Genomic DNA, 15232 nt, shown 5'->3' with positions numbered 1-15232 from the left:
CGCCTCTGGCGCCCAGTCCCGTGACGCAGCACTTCCACCGCCTCGACGCCGAGGCCGACCGCGACTTCCTCGCCCGAGGCGAGACCGACCCGTTTACCGGCGTGGCCTTCCGGCCCACCAACGTCGTCGTGCAAGCGGCCGATGGGACCGTGCTCCTGCGCGAGACGTGGGAGGCGCTGGGCGAGAGCTACGGCGGCTCCAGCGAGACGCGGGCCTGGGAAGGCGCCTCTGGCGACGGAGCTGCAGCCCGGCCGCCTGTTCTGGGCGCCGGCATCGGCGCGGCTGCCGCCGCGGCGAGCGCCGGGGCCTCTGGCGCGACGGTGCCGCCGAGCGCACCCGTGCGGCCGCCCGTCGTCAAGCCGGCGGTTCCCAAGGCGCCCCGTGGGTACATGCCGCCGCCGGCGGAGCCCGAGCCGGAAAAGGGCCGCTCGTGGCTGATCCCGCTGCTGTCCGTGATCGGCGTGGCGCTGTTGCTCGTGGTCGCGTTCCTCGTCGTGAGCCAGCTCGCCGACGACCCCGAGCCTGCCCCAGTCGTGGAGGAGATCGTGGAGGACTCCTCGCCAGAGGCCGTCGCGATCGCCGCGGGCGAGATCGAGGGCACGCTCGGGGAGGGCGACGTGGAGGTCAACGGCCGCTACGAGGACCGCTTCACGTTTGTCGCCGATTCCTCCGGCCGCGTGCTCACCTTCGCGCTCGCCTCTGGCGACTTCCGGCCCGACCTCGTCGTGGTGGGACCCGACGGCCAGCGCTACGAGGCCGAGGCCTCTGGCGGAGAGGGCGAGAGCGTGCGCATCGACAACCTGCGCGGGCCGGGCCGCTTCCAACTCCTCGTGACCTCGCGCGAGCCCGGCGGTGAGGGTGCCTACACGCTCCGCATCCGGCAGGAGACCCCCATCCGGACGCTTTCCGCCAACAACCAGACGGTCAATGCCGTCCTCGGCCAGCGCAGCGAAGTCGTGGACGGGTTCTACCGCGATACCTACGAGTTCCGCGCCGAGGCCGACCGCGAGTACACGCTCGCGCTCGCGTCAACCGCCTTCGAGATCGTGCCGACGCTGACGCGGGGGACGACCAAGATCGCGCCTCAGAACGGCGGCTTCGTGTTCACGCCAGAGGAGGACGGCCGCTACCGCCTGGTCGTGACCTCGCGCGAGAAGGGCAAGCGTGGCGCCTACACGGTTAATCTGAAGGCCGGTCCCAAGGTGGAGGAGCCCGCCGTAGAGGCGCCCCGCGTCCGTGGCCTGATTCCGAACGCCGCCCCCGCGCGCGATTCCGTCCGGGCAGGCGAGCAGGTGACCTACACCTTTACCGGCCAGGTCGGCGACCGCGTCCGCGTGGACACGCGCGCCCTCGGGTTCGCGCCCTCCATCGTCCTCGTCGGCCCCGACGGCCGCCGCATGCCGGGCACAACGACCAACGAGCGCGCCAGCGTCAACGAGACGCTCGCGACGGCCGGGACCTACCGCGTCGTCGTGAGCAGCGGCGAGGCCTCTGGCCCGTTCCAGATCTCGATGGAGAAGACCGAGGCCCCGCGCGCCGCCGACATCCCCCGCATGCCGGGCATCGACACGCCGCGCGAGGCGCCCCGGTCTACCGGCCAGGACGGCAACCAAGAGTATCAGCCGCAGCCGCTCCGCAACCAGCGCCCCTAGACCACGCGCCTCTGGCGCTGCCAGGCGCTCGGCGCCAGAGGCCACCCGCAGCCTCTGGCGCCGGACGTTGCCCCGGACGCCGTTTCCCGGCTACCTTCGCCCGCCCCGCTTCTCACCCATGAGCGACACCGATACGATCCGCGTTCCCAAGGCCCGCCTCCGCGAGGTCAAGCAGGAGATCGACGATCTCCAGGCCGAGCGTGACCGCCTGCGCGCCGACCTCGCCGCGCTCCGCGAGGAGCACGAGAACCTGCGCGCGCACCTGACGGGCAGCATTCGCGAGATCGCGAAGCTCAAGGAGCAGGCCGGCGCGTAGCCTCTGGCGCCAGAGGCGCGTCTGCTAGAACCCGGTTCGCGCTGTGGTGCGAGTTCTAGGCCTACGCTGCCGTGCTCGACGAGGTCGACACGGACTCCCCAGCACGTCGTCCTGGGGGACGCGACAGCCTTTCCACCCCGAGGGCAAGGGGTTAACTCGCCAGAAGTCCCGTGGCCTGACGCGGCAGCGGAGCCGCACGTGGCTAGCCCCCTCACGTCCGTGAGCTTCGCTGGCCTACGGCTCGGGATGACACAGGGCCGGAGGTAGCGGCAGGACAGGCCTCTGGCGCTGGGATCCTGGGCTGCGCCGTCCTTTCGGGATCGCGTGCGCTCAGGATGACAACGAGGGAAGCGTGGGGCACAACCGCTTTTGGCAGCAGAGGCAGTGCCCTACGGCGCGTTCTCGCCAGAGGCCTCTGGCGCGTCACCGCTTGCAACCTCCTCGCCGTCCTCCGGGCGGAGGAGAGGGAACAGGAGCACGTCGCGGATGGAGGGCTGGTTGGTCATCACCATCGTGAGGCGGTCGATGCCGATACCGAGCCCGGCCGCGGGCGGCATGCCGTACTCCAGCGCGCGGAGGTAGTCCTCGTCGACCGTGTTGACGGCCTCGTCGTCGCCTGCCGTCGCGAGCGTGACCTGGTCCTCGAAGCGCTGGCGCTGGTCCAGCGGGTCGTTGAGCTCGGAGAACGCGTTGCACAGCTCCTTGCCGCCCGCGATAAGCTCGAAGCGCTCGACCAGACCTTCCTCGGTCCGGTGCCGCTTCGCCAGAGGCGAGAGCTCGACGGGGTAGTCCGTGATAAACGTCGGCTGGATAAGGTGCGGCTCGACGGTCTCGCCAAAGACCTCGTCGATAAGCTTGCCCAGCCCCATGCTATCGTCCACGGCGATGTGCAAGCTCTTGGCGATGTCCGCGACCTCGTCGCGCGTCTTGCCGCGCAGGTTGTGACCCGTCTTGTCCTCGATGGCCTGGAAGATGGGGATGCGCGCAAAGGGCGCCTTGAAGCTCAGCGTGTGCTCGCCCCAGGTGACCTCGCTTGTGCCGTGGAGCGCTTGGGCGATCTCCTCCAGCATCGTCTCCACGAGCTTCATCATCCAGTCGTAGTCGCGGAAGGCGACGTACAACTCCATCATGGTGAACTCGGGGTTGTGGAAGCGCGAGAGGCCCTCGTTGCGGAAGTCCTTCGCGATCTCGTACACGCCCTCGAAGCCGCCCACGAGGAGCCGCTTGAGGTACAGCTCGTCCGCGATGCGGAGAAAGAGCGGCATGTCCAGCGCGTTCGCGTGCGTCTTGAACGGACGCGCGGCGGCGCCGCCATAGAGCGGCTGGAGCGCGGGCGTTTCCACTTCCACGTAGCCTCTGGCGTCCAAGAAGTCGCGCATGGTGCGCAAGAGGCGGGCGCGCTTGACGAACACGTCGCGCACCTCGGGGTGCAGCGCGAGATCGGCGTAGCGCTGGCGGTAGCGGAAGTCGGGATCGGTGACCTCGTTGAAGGTCTTGCTCTCGCCGGTCTCCTCGTCCACGACCGTCTTCTCGACGGGCAGCGGCTTGAGGCTCTTCGAGAGCAGCACGATCCTGTCGGCGTGCACGCTCACCTCGCCCTTCTGCGTCCGGAACAGCGTGCCTTCGATGCCCAGCCAGTCGCCGGGGTCGAGCAGCTTTTTAAAGATGGCGTTGTACCAGCCGTCCTCCAGGTCGTCGCGGCGGGCGTAGATCTGGATCGCGCCAGAGGCGTCGGAGAGGTGGAAAAAGGCCACCTTGCCCATCACGCGCTTGGTCTGCATCCGGCCCGCGATGACCACGCGGACGGGCTCCGTCCCCTCGGCCTCGGGGTCGTGTTTGGCGTCCTCGAACAGGTCCAGCGCCTCTTGCGCGTGGTGCGTCGTGGTCCACGCCTCGGCGGGGTACGGCTCGATGCCGGCCTCGCGGAGCGCGGCGAGGTGCTGACGGCGGACTTCTTCTTGCTCGGTGAGATCGCGGGCGGACATGCGGCTCGGCGGAATGGAGCGTGCAAGATCCGCCTCTGGCGAAGGCCGCGCGCGCCAGAGGCCCGTTTTCGCTCCGCTTTCCCTCGCGCCTCTGGCGCAAGAGGACTTTGCCGCCAGAGGCGCGAGGGCGGCGTACCGGATGCACGGGGGAAGGCATGGGCAAAACCCCGAACTCCATGAGGGAGGCATGAAGCGCGGACCGACGACGGCGCGCGCGAGTGGGTACGGCCGCCTCCGGGCTCCCTTTCTCACCACGCCTCTCTCGTCATGTCCCGTCTCACTCTCTTCGCGGCCGCCTTGCTCGTCGCAGCGCCGCTGTCGGCTCAGGACCTCTCCGTCTACGGCTCCGCCGATGCCGGCCAGATGGTCCCTTACGACGCGGCCACGCGCACCGTCTCCAACGAGGCCCTCCAGTCCACGCTCTACGAACTGATCTCCCTCAAGCACGCCGACCACCAGGCCCACTGGAACGTCGTCGGGCCACAGTTCTACTCCCTCCACGATCTCCTCGGCGACCTCTATGGTGCGCTCGATCCCTACATCGACCAGATCGCCGAGCGCCAGCGCGCCCTCGGGATGGCCGCCGATGGCGACCCCGGCCGCGCAGCCTCTGGCGACGGCCTCGACGCCTTCCCAGAGGGCTTGCTCGCGGACTACAACGTGCCCAAGATCCTCTCCGAGCGCTACATGACCGTTATCGAGCGCATCGAGATGCGGGTCACGGAGACCGGCGACGCGGGGGACTCCGTGACGCAGGACCTTTTGATCGGCACTGCGCACGAACTGGAGAAGCACCTCTGGATGCTTCGCAGCTTCCAGCGCCAGGCGGACGGCCAGTAAACCGGTTCGCCTGATCTCTCCGCCCCGCCAGAGGCCTCTGGCGGGGCGGAGTCGTATCGGGACGGGCCGTGGGAGCCAGACCGCTGGATCGGACCCCTCTCGAAGACACGTCTGCCTCGCATGGGTGGGACGCCTCTGGCGCATCCGTGAGGAGACGGTGCGTCCCGAACCCGCCGCAGGCCGCGGGCATTCAATGGGCTGAACACACTCCCTTCTCGACATGGCTTCTCTCCCCGCACACGCCTCCGGCACCTTCGATCTCGGCGATGGCCTCACGGTCCACCGCCTCGGCTACGGCGCGATGCGCATCACCGGCGAGGGCATCTGGGGCGCACCCGACGACCACGACACCGCGCTCGCCGTCCTCCGCCGCGCGGTCGAACTCGGCATCGACTTTATCGATACCGCCGACTCCTACGGCCCGTTCGTGTCGGAGGACCTCATCGCCGAGGCCCTCGCGCCCTACGACGGCGTCACCATCGCCACCAAAGGCGGCCTCTTGCGCACCGGCCCTGGCAAGTGGCACCCGCTCGGCAAGCCGGACTACCTGCGTCAGGCGGTCCACATGTCGCTCCGCCGCCTCAAAATGGACACGATCCCGCTCTACCAGCTTCACCGCATCGACCCGGATGTGGACCGCGGTGAGCAGTTCGACGTGCTCAAGGAGTTCGTAGACGACGGCCTCGTGGCACGCATCGGCCTCAGCGAGGTCGGCGTAGAGGAGATCCAAGCCGCGCAAGAGGCCGGTCTGAACGTGGTCACGGTCCAGAACGAGTACAACCTCGGCCAGCGCAAGCATGAGGACGTGGTCGACTTCTGCGACAAGGAGGGCATCGGCTTTATCCCGTGGTACCCGCTCAACGCCGGCAAACTCTCCGAGTCCGATGTGCTCCAAGACGCTGCCGACTCGCTCGGCGCCACGCACAGCCAGGTCGCGCTCGCGTGGCTGCTCAAGCGTTCGCCGGTGATGTTGCCCATTCCCGGCACGTCCAGCGTGAAGCACCTGGAGGAGAACACCGCCGCTGCCGAGATCGAGATGCCCGACGACGTGTTCGAGGCGCTCGACCAGGCCACGCGCGAGACCGCCTAGCCCTCCGGCACAGCACGAGCCTCGCCGGCTTTTTCCGCCTCTGGCGCCCTGCCGCGCCAGAGGCGGTTTGCATCAAGGGCGGGCTCGGCGTTTCACCTCGGCAAGCGTCCTTGTAGAACGCCCTTGACGCCAGAGGCTCGGCGCCCGAGACTAGAGCTATGCGCGCTCTCGTCATCGTCCTGCTCCTCCTCGCCTCTGGCGCCCTGGCCCAGCCCGCGACCGTCAACGGGATCGTGCGCGACGCCAGCGGCTTCCCGCTTCCCGGTGCCAACGTGTACCTGTCCGGCACCGCGAGAGGCGCGGCTTCGGACGCAGACGGGAAGTACTCGATCGAGGATGTGCCGCCGGGGGCGTACCGGATTGTAGCGTCCATGCTGGGATACCAAGCGGCCGTCCGTGAGATTCGCCTCGCCGGAGGGGCGCGCATCTACGTGACGCTGGAGCTAGAGCCGTCAGCGGTGGAGATGGGCACCGCGCGGGTCGAGGCTGAGCGGGACCGGCGGTGGGAGCGGCGCCTGGCGCAGTTCGCACGCGTCCTTCTCGGCGAGTCCGCCAACGCGGACTCCACGCGCATCCTCAACCCGGAGGTGCTGAGCTTCCGCTCCTCCTGGGGCACGCTTACCGCGACCGCCGCTGCGCCGCTCCTCATCGAGAACCGCGCGCTGGGCTACCGCCTTCGGTACGACCTCCACGAGTTTGAGGCCAGCTCCGGCCGGGTGCGTTACCATGGCGACGAGGTCTTCGAGCCTCTGGCGCCAGGGGACTCCGCCGAAGCGCGGCGGTGGGCGGCGGCGCGCAAGCGGGCGTACCTCGGCTCTCAGGCTCACCTGTTCCGCGCGCTACTGGAGGGCACCGCCGAGGATGAGGGATTTACGCTCCTCCACGTTTTCGACGGCGATGGGTTGGACCGGCGCGCCGAGGGCGCCACGTTCCGAACGTCGAGCGATGACCTTCTCCAAGAAGCCAGCTACGGGTGGGGCACGCTCCGCTTCCGCGGGCGCGTCGATGTCGCCTACGGTGGGGAGCCAGAAGACGAGGCGTACCTCACGTCTGAATGGTTCCGCGAGAGGCGCCGCGTGCCCGATCCCGTCCAGCGTTCCACGCTCCACCTCAACGAGTCATCCGTGCGGCTGGACCCTCAGGGGACGCCAGAGGACCCCTTTGCGATCAGCACGAGCGGCTACATGGCCTACGAGAGGCTGGCCGACCGCGTCCCGGAGGAATACCGCCCGGAGGAATAGGCTTTGGCCGCCAGAGGCCTTCTGACCCTCTCCAGGGCGCCTGCTGTGCCGGGGATTGGCGGGGGAGGCGCTGAGTAGCTTAGCCTCTGGGCGGCATGTGTAGTGGCAAACATGCGCATATTTGCCCTTTGGCGCCTGCGCACGCCTTTCGGCATGGAGGAGACCCTGATCGTGCCTGCGCATACGATCTGCGAGAAACCGAAGGTTTGTATCTGTGTAAAGCCCCCCCTTCCCTGGGCGTTTCCTCAGTCCCTGAACGCCGTGCATTCCGCTTCCCTCTCCCCGTACGACCTCACGAAGGTCGTTCACCTCCTTCTGGCCGTCGCTGGAGCGTCGGATCACCCGCCAGAGGCCCACGAACGCCAGCGCGCGATCGAACTCGCGCGCGGGTGGTCCCCAGACCTCGACACAGGCTCCATCGAAGCTATCGTCGACACGGCGTACGTGGCGGCACGGCGCGGCATTCACCTTGAAGCCGTCGCCCGCGATGTGGCACGGGTAATCGGGCCCGAGGGGACGTTGCGGCTGCTTTCAAACCTGGGACGGATCGCGCAGGCGGACGGGCACCTGGAACTTCGCGAAGCGATGGTCATCGCGCGCATTCGCGCCGTTCTCCACGGCTTCGATGAGCCGGGGCCCGAGAGCGCCGTGAAGCGTCCGGGGTCGTACGGCAAACGGTTCCGCTGGGCGGCCGCCAAGGGGCGCTAAGGCTCTCGGCCCGAGAGCGCCTCTGGCGCCAGAAGCTCAGCAGTCCCCCTCGCACTCGAACCGTACGGTTTCCACGAGGCCTCTGGCGTCGGTCTCGAAGGCGAGGCCGAACGAGCGGTCCGCCTGGTAGTCCACGCCCCAGTCTTCACCGGCGTCGATGCGGAAGCCGCCCGCCAGAGGCGCCGCGGGACCGAGAAGGTCTTCCACCTGCTCCCGCGTCCAGCCGCTGAAGTCGTACCGGTCGAGCAGGTCCGAAGCCATGTGATACCGCGCCACGCGCTCGCCCCGTCGCCACGCGTCGGGATCGAACGGCCCGGCGCTGCCCGTGTCGTACGGAGCCGCAGCGCCAGGGTCGAGGTAGTGGGCGTAGATCCAGATGCCCGCCAGCGGCGCGAGAAACGCCGCAACGAAAAGCAGCAGCTTGACCGCGCCAGAGGCCGTTCCAGGCCGCGCCTCTGGCGGCCCGGAAGTCGCCAGAGGCTCAGTCGGTCGGCGCGGTCCAGGCGGCAGTGGCGTCCTTGACATAAGCAGCGATGTTCTCGGCGGGGATGCGGTCCTGCTCCATCGTGTCACGGGAGCGGATGGTGACCGTTCCGTCCTCCATCGTGTCGCCATCGACGGTGACGGCGAACGGCGTCCCGATCTCGTCCTGGCGGCGGTAGCGGCGGCCAACGGCGCCCTTCTCGTCGTAGAACACGTTGAGCCCGCCGCGGAGGTCGGCAGCGATGGCCTTGGCCTTGTCGTCCATGCCGTCCTTCTTGACGAGAGGGAAGACGGCGACCTGGTACGGCGCGATGCTCGGGTGGAAGCGCAGAACCGAACGGCTCTCAGTTTTGCCCTCCTTCGCGGTCGGGACTTCCTCCTCGTGGAAGGCGTCGCAGAGCAGCATCAGGATGGTGCGGTCGAGCCCGACCGACGTCTCGACGACGTACGGGATGTAGCGCTCCTTCGTCTGCGGATCGAAGTACTCCAGCTTCTTGCCGCTGAACTCCTGGTGGCGCGAGAGGTCGAAGTCGGTCCGGGAGTGGATGCCCTCGATCTCCTGCCAGCCGAAGGGGTACTCGTACTGCACGTCCTTCGCCGCGTCGGCGTAGTGGGCCAGCTTTTCGTGGTCGTGCCAGCGCAAGCGGCTCGGGCGGATGCCGTTGCTCATGTGCCAGTTCATGCGCTTCTCGGCCCACTCAGCGTAGTGCTCCATCTGGCTGCCGGGCGCGACGAAGTACTGCATCTCCATCTGCTCGAACTCGCGCATGCGGAAGATGAACTGCCGCGCGACGACCTCGTTGCGGAACGCCTTGCCGATCTGCGCGATGCCGAACGGGACCTGCTGGCGCGAGGTCTGCTGCACGTTGCCGAAGTGGACGAAGATGCCCTGCGCCGTCTCCGGACGGAGGTAGATCGTATCGCCGCCGACGGCGCCGACCTTGGTCTCGAACATGAGGTTGAACTGGCGCACCTCGGTCCAGTCGAACGCGCCGGACTCGGGCGCGCGGATCTCCTCGGCCAGGATGAGCGCGTGGAGCGCGCTGGAGGGATCGTCGGCGTTGAGCGCCTCGACGAGAGCCGCGTGGACGCGCTCGGCCTCTTGCGTCTTCTTTTTCTTCTCCAGCTTCGCGATGTGGCCCTCGATGAGTTGATCGGCGCGGTAGCGCTTGTTCGACTGCTTGTCGTCGATCATCGGGTCGTTGAAGGCGTCGACGTGGCCGCTCGCTTTCCAGACCGTGGGGTGCATGAGAATGGCGGAGTCCAGCCCCACCACGTCCTCGTGCTCGTGGACCATCGCGCGCCACCAGCGCTCGCGCACGTTCCGCTTCAGTTCCACGCCCAGCGGGCCGTAGTCGTAGACGGCACCTAGGCCGCCATAGATCTCGGAAGACGGGAAGATGAAGCCCCGCCGCTTGGCGAGGGAAACGATGGTGTCGAGCGTGGCGGCCATAGGGTCGGTCGGGAATCAGGAGCCCCAAGATCGCGCCGGGCCTCTGGCGAGACCGCGAAAGGCCTGGGGAAAGAAGGTCCGCGCCTCCCTCTCGGCGCCAGAGGTATGCGCGGCGCCACGCTAGATTGACGCCGCTTCACCGCCCAACGCCCTGCAGAATCCCGCCCCTCCGTCCGACGCGTTGACAGAACCGCTCGCCTCCCGGCACCCGCCAGAGGCTCGGGCGGGGCGCGTTCGCGCGGCGAGAAAGGCGATGCGCCTGCACCAGTGGTCGAAAAACGTGCTCGTGGCGCTGCCCGCTTTGCTGGCGCACAACCTGTCGCCGGAGGTCGCCGGAGAGGTCGCCATTGCGTTTCTCGCCCTCGGGCTCGTCGCCAGCGGCACGTATGTGGTCAACGACCTGCTCGATCAGGAGCAGGACGCGCGGCACCCCACCAAGAGGCACCGGCCGTTCGCCTCTGGCGCGCTGACGCCCGGCTTCGGCTGGGCGTTCGGCCCGGCACTCGTGGGGCTGGGCTTCGCGCTCGCGTGGGCGCTGCTGCCTCTGGCGTTCGTGGGCGCGCTGGGTGTGTACCTCGCGACGACGCTCGCGTACTCGTTCAAGCTCAAAAGCGTCGTGATCGTCGACGTGTGCGTGCTCGCCGCGCTCTACGCGCTCCGCGTGCTCGCGGGCGGCGCGGCCACGGGCATCCCCGTGAGTGAGTGGCTTCTGGCGTTCTCGCTCTTCTTCTTCCTCGGCCTCGCGTTGCTCAAGCGCTACGCCGAACTCCGCATTCTGGAAATCGAGGTCGACGCGCGCGACAACGGCCGCGGCTACACCATCGAGGACGCCGCGATGCTCCGCGCGATCGGTCCGGCGGCGGGCTTTATGGCCGTGCTCGTCTTCGCGCTCTACGTCACCTCGCCCGACGTGGCCGTGCTCTACGCGCGTCCGGGCCTCCTCTGGCTCGCCGCGCCGCTTCTCGCCTACTGGACGATGCGGATGTGGATGCTCGCCCACCGGGGCGATCTTCCAGACGAGCCTGTGGCCTACGCGCTCCGCGACCGCGCGAGCTACGCCGTCGCCGCGCTGACGGCAGGCGTGCTGCTGCTGGCGTCGATTCCTGTGTAAGGGTACCGGGTGCGAGGTACCGGGTACGCCAGAGGCCGCCGGGGACGACCACCCCATGACCTCTGGCGGCAGGACCGGCCTCTGGCGCCAGAGGCGCCCCCGATCCCGCCAGAGGCCGCCCTCACGCATTACGCAGTACGCATCACCCCATGTCCCGAATCACCGCCGACTCCCAGCGTCACCACCTCTCGTGGGGTCGCACGCCGAAGCTGGCGCCCGCGCGGGTCGTCGCGCCCGGATGGCAGAGTGAGGTGACCGATCTCGGCGGCTTCGACCGGCCGCTTCTCGCCTACGGGCAGGGCCGCTCCTATGGCGACGCGTGCCTGAACGAGGACGGCGTGATCCTCGACACGATCGGGCTGGACCGGTTTATCGCGTTCGACCCAGCCTCTGGCCTCGTCCGCTGTGAGGCGGGCGTGACGCTGGCCGACGTGCTCGCGCTCGTGGTCCCGCACGGCTGGTTTCTGCCCGTCACGCCCGGGACCAAGTACGTGACCGTGGCCGGCGCCGTCGCCAACGACGTGCACGGCAAAAACCACCACGCCGCGGGCACCTTCGGGCGCTTCGTGACGCGGCTGGAACTCAAACGCTCCTCTGGCGAGACGCTCGACCTCACGCCAGAGGCCGGGGCGCCAGAGGCCGACCTCTTCCGCGCGACGGTCGGCGGGCTGGGGCTCACCGGCTTCATCACGTGGGTCGAGTTCCGTCTCGTCCCGATCGCGAGCGACCAGATCACCGGCCGCAGCACCAAGTTCGAGAGCCTGGAGGCGTTTTTCGCGCTCTCCGAGGTGGCCTCTGGCGAGAGCCCGTACGTGGTCTCGTGGATCGACACGCTGCGGCCCGAAGGGCGCGGCATCCTCATGCAGGGGGACCACGCCGCCTCTGGCGACCTCCCCGAGATCGGCGACACGCCGCCAGAGGCGAAACTCGGCCTCCCGATCAATGCGCCCAACTGGGCGCTCAACAAACTCACCGTCCGCGCCTTTAACGCGGCGTACTACGGGCGCCAGAGGCAGCGAGAGGCGCCCATCTGGCAGCACTACGAGCCGTTTTTCTACCCGCTCGACATCGCGAAGGACTGGAACCGCGGCTATGGCAAACGCGGCTTCTTCCAGTACCAGTTCGTCGTCCCGTTCGCCGACGGGGGCGACGCCGTCCGCGAGATCCTCGGCCGCCTCGCGGCCTCTGGCGAGGGCTCGTTTCTCGCCGTGCTCAAAACGTTTGGCGACGTGCCCTCGCCCGGCATCATGTCGTTCCCGCGCGAGGGCGTCACGCTCGCGCTCGACCTGCCCAACCGCGGCGCCGAGACCGTCCGCCTCTTGCGCGGCTGCGACGCCATCGTGCGCGAGGCCGGGGGCGCCGTCTACCCGGCCAAAGACGCGACGATGACGCCCGAGTCGTTCCGCGCCTTTTTCCCCCAGTGGGAGGCCTTCGCGGAACACATCGACCCGGCTTTTTCCTCCTCCTTCTGGCGACGCGTCACACATGATTCGTGAAGCGAGATCCGTGAGGTCTCCGCCTCTGGCGCCAGAGGCGTCGCGTATCTCTCCAGCGGCTCTCGGCGGTCCGCACGCTTTCTGCCGTCACGGCTGGCCTCCCTCACGCATCACGACTCCCGCATCATGACGGTTCTGATCCTCGGCGCCACCAGCGCCATCGCGCACGAGACCGCGCGGCTGTACGCCGCGTCGGGCGCCACGCTCGCGCTCGGCGCCCGCAACCCGGACAAGCTCCGCGCCGCGGCCGATGACCTCCGCGCCAGAGGCGCTGCAGCGGTCCACGAGATCCACTTCGACGCGCTGGACACGGCCACGCATCAGAGTGCCATCGACGGGGCCGCTGGCGCGATGGGCGGCATCGACACCGCGCTCGTGGCCTACGGCGTGCTGCCCGACGCCGAGACGGTCCACACCGACCCCGACGCGGCCGTCGAGTCCTTCGATGTCAACGCGACGAGCACGATCTCGGTCATGACGCGCCTCGCGAACATGATGGTGCAGCAGGGGCACGGCACGCTTGCCGTCATTTCGTCCGTCGCGGGCGACCGTGGGCGGCCCAGCAACTATGTCTACGGCGCCGCCAAAGCGGCCGTGACGGCCTTCGCCAGCGGCCTCCGCGCGCGCCTCCACGGGACCGGCGTCGAGGTCGTCACCATCAAGCCCGGCCCGGTCGACACGCCCATGATCGTCGGCGTCCACGAGCCCGGCCTGCTCGCGGCCTCGCCCCAGGCCGTCGGCGCCCGCATCCACCGCGCGATGGAGAAGGGCGAAGGCACGGTCTACACGCCCGGCTACTGGCGCCCCGTCATGGCCGCCGTCCGCGCGATCCCAGACAAGCTGTTCAAGCGCCTGGACTGGTGATGCCGTGGACCGACCTTCTCCCTGATCCTCGGACGATCCTCGGAGTGTATTCGTCAGCACCGTCGCTGGCGGGGTTCAAACTGGAGTGGATCTCTTCAGGGCCAACTGCTGTAGCTCATGAAGATGTCCGCCTGAGGGGAGATTTCGCCGCCTTGCCAGATCCGCTCCCACCGCGCTGGAGCGAGCGCGGGTACGAAAGAGCAAGCGTCGGCTTCTCGCTCAGTGGTGTGACAGAAGCGCGAGTGGACGGGGTGCCGCAGATCCGACCCAATGGACACGCTGGCTTCGAAGGCGCACCGGTGGATCTCCAGATCGAGCGTGACGGGCAATCCATCATCGTGTCAGGAACGAGCGACTACCTCACATTCCGGTTTGTCTGCTCCGACATCCGAGCGTACGTGGAAGGTCAGCAGCACTCTTCGTATTGAGCCTCTGGCGCCAGAGGCTCAGAACCAACGCTCGCACCTACCAACACCGTCATTCCCGCGCAGGCGGGAATCCAGAGTGGTGGGCGCGGTCCCGCCAGAGGCCTCTGGCGAGCAGAATCCATCGCGAGCCCCGGCACCTCGCGACAAATCTGAGCTACTGATCCCGCCAGGGGAGCCACTGATGGCGGAGACGGGCCGGGTGGGATCGGGAGACGCCTGAGTCCTCAATCCACTCGAACCGCGCACAGCAGAATGGGTTAGAGCCCCCTTCGGACCGCCGATCTCTGTCGCACCAAGTACCGCGTGGCTCTCTCCCGTCCCCAGAAAACCGCCGTGTGGATCGGCGTCGCCGTTATCGCGGTGGCACTGCTCATCGTGCCCCGCTTCCTCGGTGGCAGTGACGACGCGAGCGCCGCGCCAGAGGCCTCTGGCGGCAGAGGCGGCTCCGATACGCTCGCGGTAACCGTCGCCCAGGTCTCAGAAGAGCTGCTGGAGGACAAGGTGACCACGACCGGCACGCTGCTCCCGTGGGAGTCGGTCGACCTCCGCGCCGAAGTGGCCGGGCGCGTCGTCGGGCTCAACTTTTCCGAGGGCTCGTTTGTCCGCCAGGGGCAAACCCTCGTTTCGCTCGACACCGACGTGCTCCGCGCGCAGATCGAAGGCGCCCGCACGCGCCGCGACCTGGCGCAGGTGCAGGCGCGCCGCCGCCGCGAGCTGTTCGAGATCGGCGGGCTCAGCCGCCAGGAGCTGGATCAGGCCGAGAGCGAGGCCCGCGTGCTGGACGCCGAACTGGCCCAACTCGCCGCCGAGGTCCGCCGCCGCCAGATCGTCGCGCCGTTCTCGGGTGAGATCGGTCTGCGCGAGGTCAGCAGCGGCGCCTACGTCTCACCCGGCGACCGCATCGCCACGCTCCGCATCACGGGCCAACTCAGGCTGGAGTTCAGCGTGCCTGAGCGCTACCTCGGCCAGATACGCGAGGGCGAGCCCGTCCGCTTCCGCGTGCCCGGACAGGAGGACAGCTTTGTCGGCACCATCTACGCGACGGAGCCCTCGGTGGACGCCTCGACGCGCGCCTTTATGGTCCGCGCCCGCGTCCGCAACCCCGGCGGCGTGCTCGTCCCCGGCGCCTTCGCCGAGGTCGAACTCGTCCTCGACGAGGTCCCCGACGCGCTGCTCATCCCGACCGCCTCGCTCATCACCGGCGCCGACAGCACGACCGTCTTCGTCGTCCGCGGCGGCAAAGCCGTCCCCCAGGCCGTCACGACCGGCGTCCGCACGTCCGACCGCATCCAGATCACGAGCGGGCTTGCCTCTGGCGAGACCGTGCTCACGTCGGGCCTGAACCAGGTCCGCCCCGGCCAGGCCGTCCGCGCCGGTGGCGCCTTCGACCCGACGCGCGTTCGTCCCGAGGACGCGCCCGAGCGGAGCCGCGAATACCAGGAAGCCCAGTGAGCCGCCGCCGTCCCCTGCTCGCCTCTGGCGTCCACATCGGGTCCCCAGACCCCGGCGTGGCGACTTCTAGTCTCTGGCGCCAGAGGCCAGCCGCGCCGGCCTCACCGACAGCG

14 protein-coding genes are annotated in these 15232 nt (G+C 68.7%); 11 read left to right on the top strand and 3 right to left on the bottom strand.

Annotation, left to right across the window (positions count from 1 at the left end; all coding sequences use genetic code 11):
- The first annotated feature begins 20 nt into the window (after nucleotides 1–20).
- Entirely contained in the window at nucleotides 21–1652 is a 1632-nt protein-coding gene (locus BSZ36_RS12765; protein WP_094549555.1) for an SRPBCC family protein, read from the top strand.
- Nucleotides 1653–1770: 118 nt separating this feature from the next.
- Nucleotides 1771–1968, top strand: coding sequence for a hypothetical protein (locus BSZ36_RS12760; protein ID WP_094549552.1), 198 nt, complete (start codon nucleotides 1771–1773; stop codon nucleotides 1966–1968).
- 389 nt (nucleotides 1969–2357) lie between these two features.
- Here the strand turns inward: BSZ36_RS12760 and lysS are convergent, their stop codons facing one another.
- The gene (gene lysS, locus BSZ36_RS12755) at nucleotides 2358–3953 is read right to left on the bottom strand and encodes a lysine--tRNA ligase (protein WP_094549550.1); all 1596 of its coding nucleotides are present in this window, start codon (nucleotides 3951–3953) and stop codon (nucleotides 2358–2360) included.
- A gap of 267 nt (nucleotides 3954–4220) precedes the next feature.
- On the opposite strand from lysS, the gene BSZ36_RS12750 reads away from it, so the two are divergent.
- From BSZ36_RS12750 to BSZ36_RS12735, 4 genes are all read left to right on the top strand, one after another.
- On the top strand, nucleotides 4221–4793 hold the full coding sequence (locus tag BSZ36_RS12750; protein ID WP_094549548.1) for a Dps family protein: 573 nt from the start codon (nucleotides 4221–4223) through the stop codon (nucleotides 4791–4793).
- Nucleotides 4794–5013: 220 nt separating this feature from the next.
- Nucleotides 5014–5883 (top strand): aldo/keto reductase, encoded by an 870-nt coding sequence (locus BSZ36_RS12745; protein WP_094549546.1) that lies wholly within the window; start codon nucleotides 5014–5016, stop codon nucleotides 5881–5883.
- A gap of 158 nt (nucleotides 5884–6041) precedes the next feature.
- The gene (locus tag BSZ36_RS12740) at nucleotides 6042–7124 is read left to right on the top strand and encodes a carboxypeptidase-like regulatory domain-containing protein (protein WP_094549544.1); all 1083 of its coding nucleotides are present in this window, start codon (nucleotides 6042–6044) and stop codon (nucleotides 7122–7124) included.
- 261 nt (nucleotides 7125–7385) lie between these two features.
- A complete protein-coding gene (locus tag BSZ36_RS12735) occupies nucleotides 7386–7832 on the top strand; it encodes a TerB family tellurite resistance protein (protein WP_179271182.1) in 447 nt (148 codons plus the stop codon).
- 36 nt (nucleotides 7833–7868) lie between these two features.
- Here the strand turns inward: BSZ36_RS12735 and BSZ36_RS12730 are convergent, their stop codons facing one another.
- On the bottom strand, nucleotides 7869–8357 hold the full coding sequence (locus BSZ36_RS12730) for a hypothetical protein (RefSeq protein WP_094549540.1): 489 nt from the start codon (nucleotides 8355–8357) through the stop codon (nucleotides 7869–7871).
- Nucleotides 8314–9768: a glycine--tRNA ligase gene (locus tag BSZ36_RS12725; RefSeq protein ID WP_094549538.1), complete on the bottom strand. Its 1455-nt coding sequence runs from the start codon at nucleotides 9766–9768 to the stop codon at nucleotides 8314–8316. The genes BSZ36_RS12730 and BSZ36_RS12725 overlap by 44 nt, the downstream gene beginning before the upstream one ends.
- Before the next feature lie 181 nt (nucleotides 9769–9949).
- On the opposite strand from BSZ36_RS12725, the gene BSZ36_RS12720 reads away from it, so the two are divergent.
- The 5 genes from BSZ36_RS12720 to BSZ36_RS12700 all read left to right on the top strand — a co-directional run bounded on the left by BSZ36_RS12720 (nucleotide 9950) and on the right by BSZ36_RS12700 (nucleotide 15119).
- Nucleotides 9950–10879, top strand: a complete 930-nt coding sequence (locus BSZ36_RS12720; RefSeq protein WP_281253153.1) for a UbiA family prenyltransferase — start codon at nucleotides 9950–9952, stop codon at nucleotides 10877–10879.
- A gap of 149 nt (nucleotides 10880–11028) precedes the next feature.
- Nucleotides 11029–12375, top strand: a complete 1347-nt coding sequence (locus tag BSZ36_RS12715; RefSeq protein WP_094549534.1) for an FAD-binding oxidoreductase — start codon at nucleotides 11029–11031, stop codon at nucleotides 12373–12375.
- A gap of 126 nt (nucleotides 12376–12501) precedes the next feature.
- Nucleotides 12502–13239, top strand: a complete 738-nt coding sequence (locus BSZ36_RS12710) for an SDR family oxidoreductase (protein ID WP_218827660.1) — start codon at nucleotides 12502–12504, stop codon at nucleotides 13237–13239.
- The gene (locus tag BSZ36_RS19025; RefSeq protein ID WP_143536892.1) at nucleotides 13239–13667 is read left to right on the top strand and encodes a hypothetical protein; all 429 of its coding nucleotides are present in this window, start codon (nucleotides 13239–13241) and stop codon (nucleotides 13665–13667) included. The genes BSZ36_RS12710 and BSZ36_RS19025 overlap by 1 nt, the downstream gene beginning before the upstream one ends.
- 303 nt (nucleotides 13668–13970) lie before the next feature.
- Nucleotides 13971–15119, top strand: a complete 1149-nt coding sequence (locus BSZ36_RS12700) for an efflux RND transporter periplasmic adaptor subunit (RefSeq protein WP_094549528.1) — start codon at nucleotides 13971–13973, stop codon at nucleotides 15117–15119.
- The last annotated feature ends 113 nt before the right edge of the window (nucleotides 15120–15232 follow it).

Source organism: Rubricoccus marinus, from assembly GCF_002257665.1.
Taxonomy (GTDB): Bacteria; Bacteroidota; Rhodothermia; order Rhodothermales; family Rubricoccaceae; genus Rubricoccus; species Rubricoccus marinus.
The sequence above is the reverse complement of the archived record's forward strand: the minus strand, read 5'-3'. Positions and strand labels throughout refer to the sequence as shown.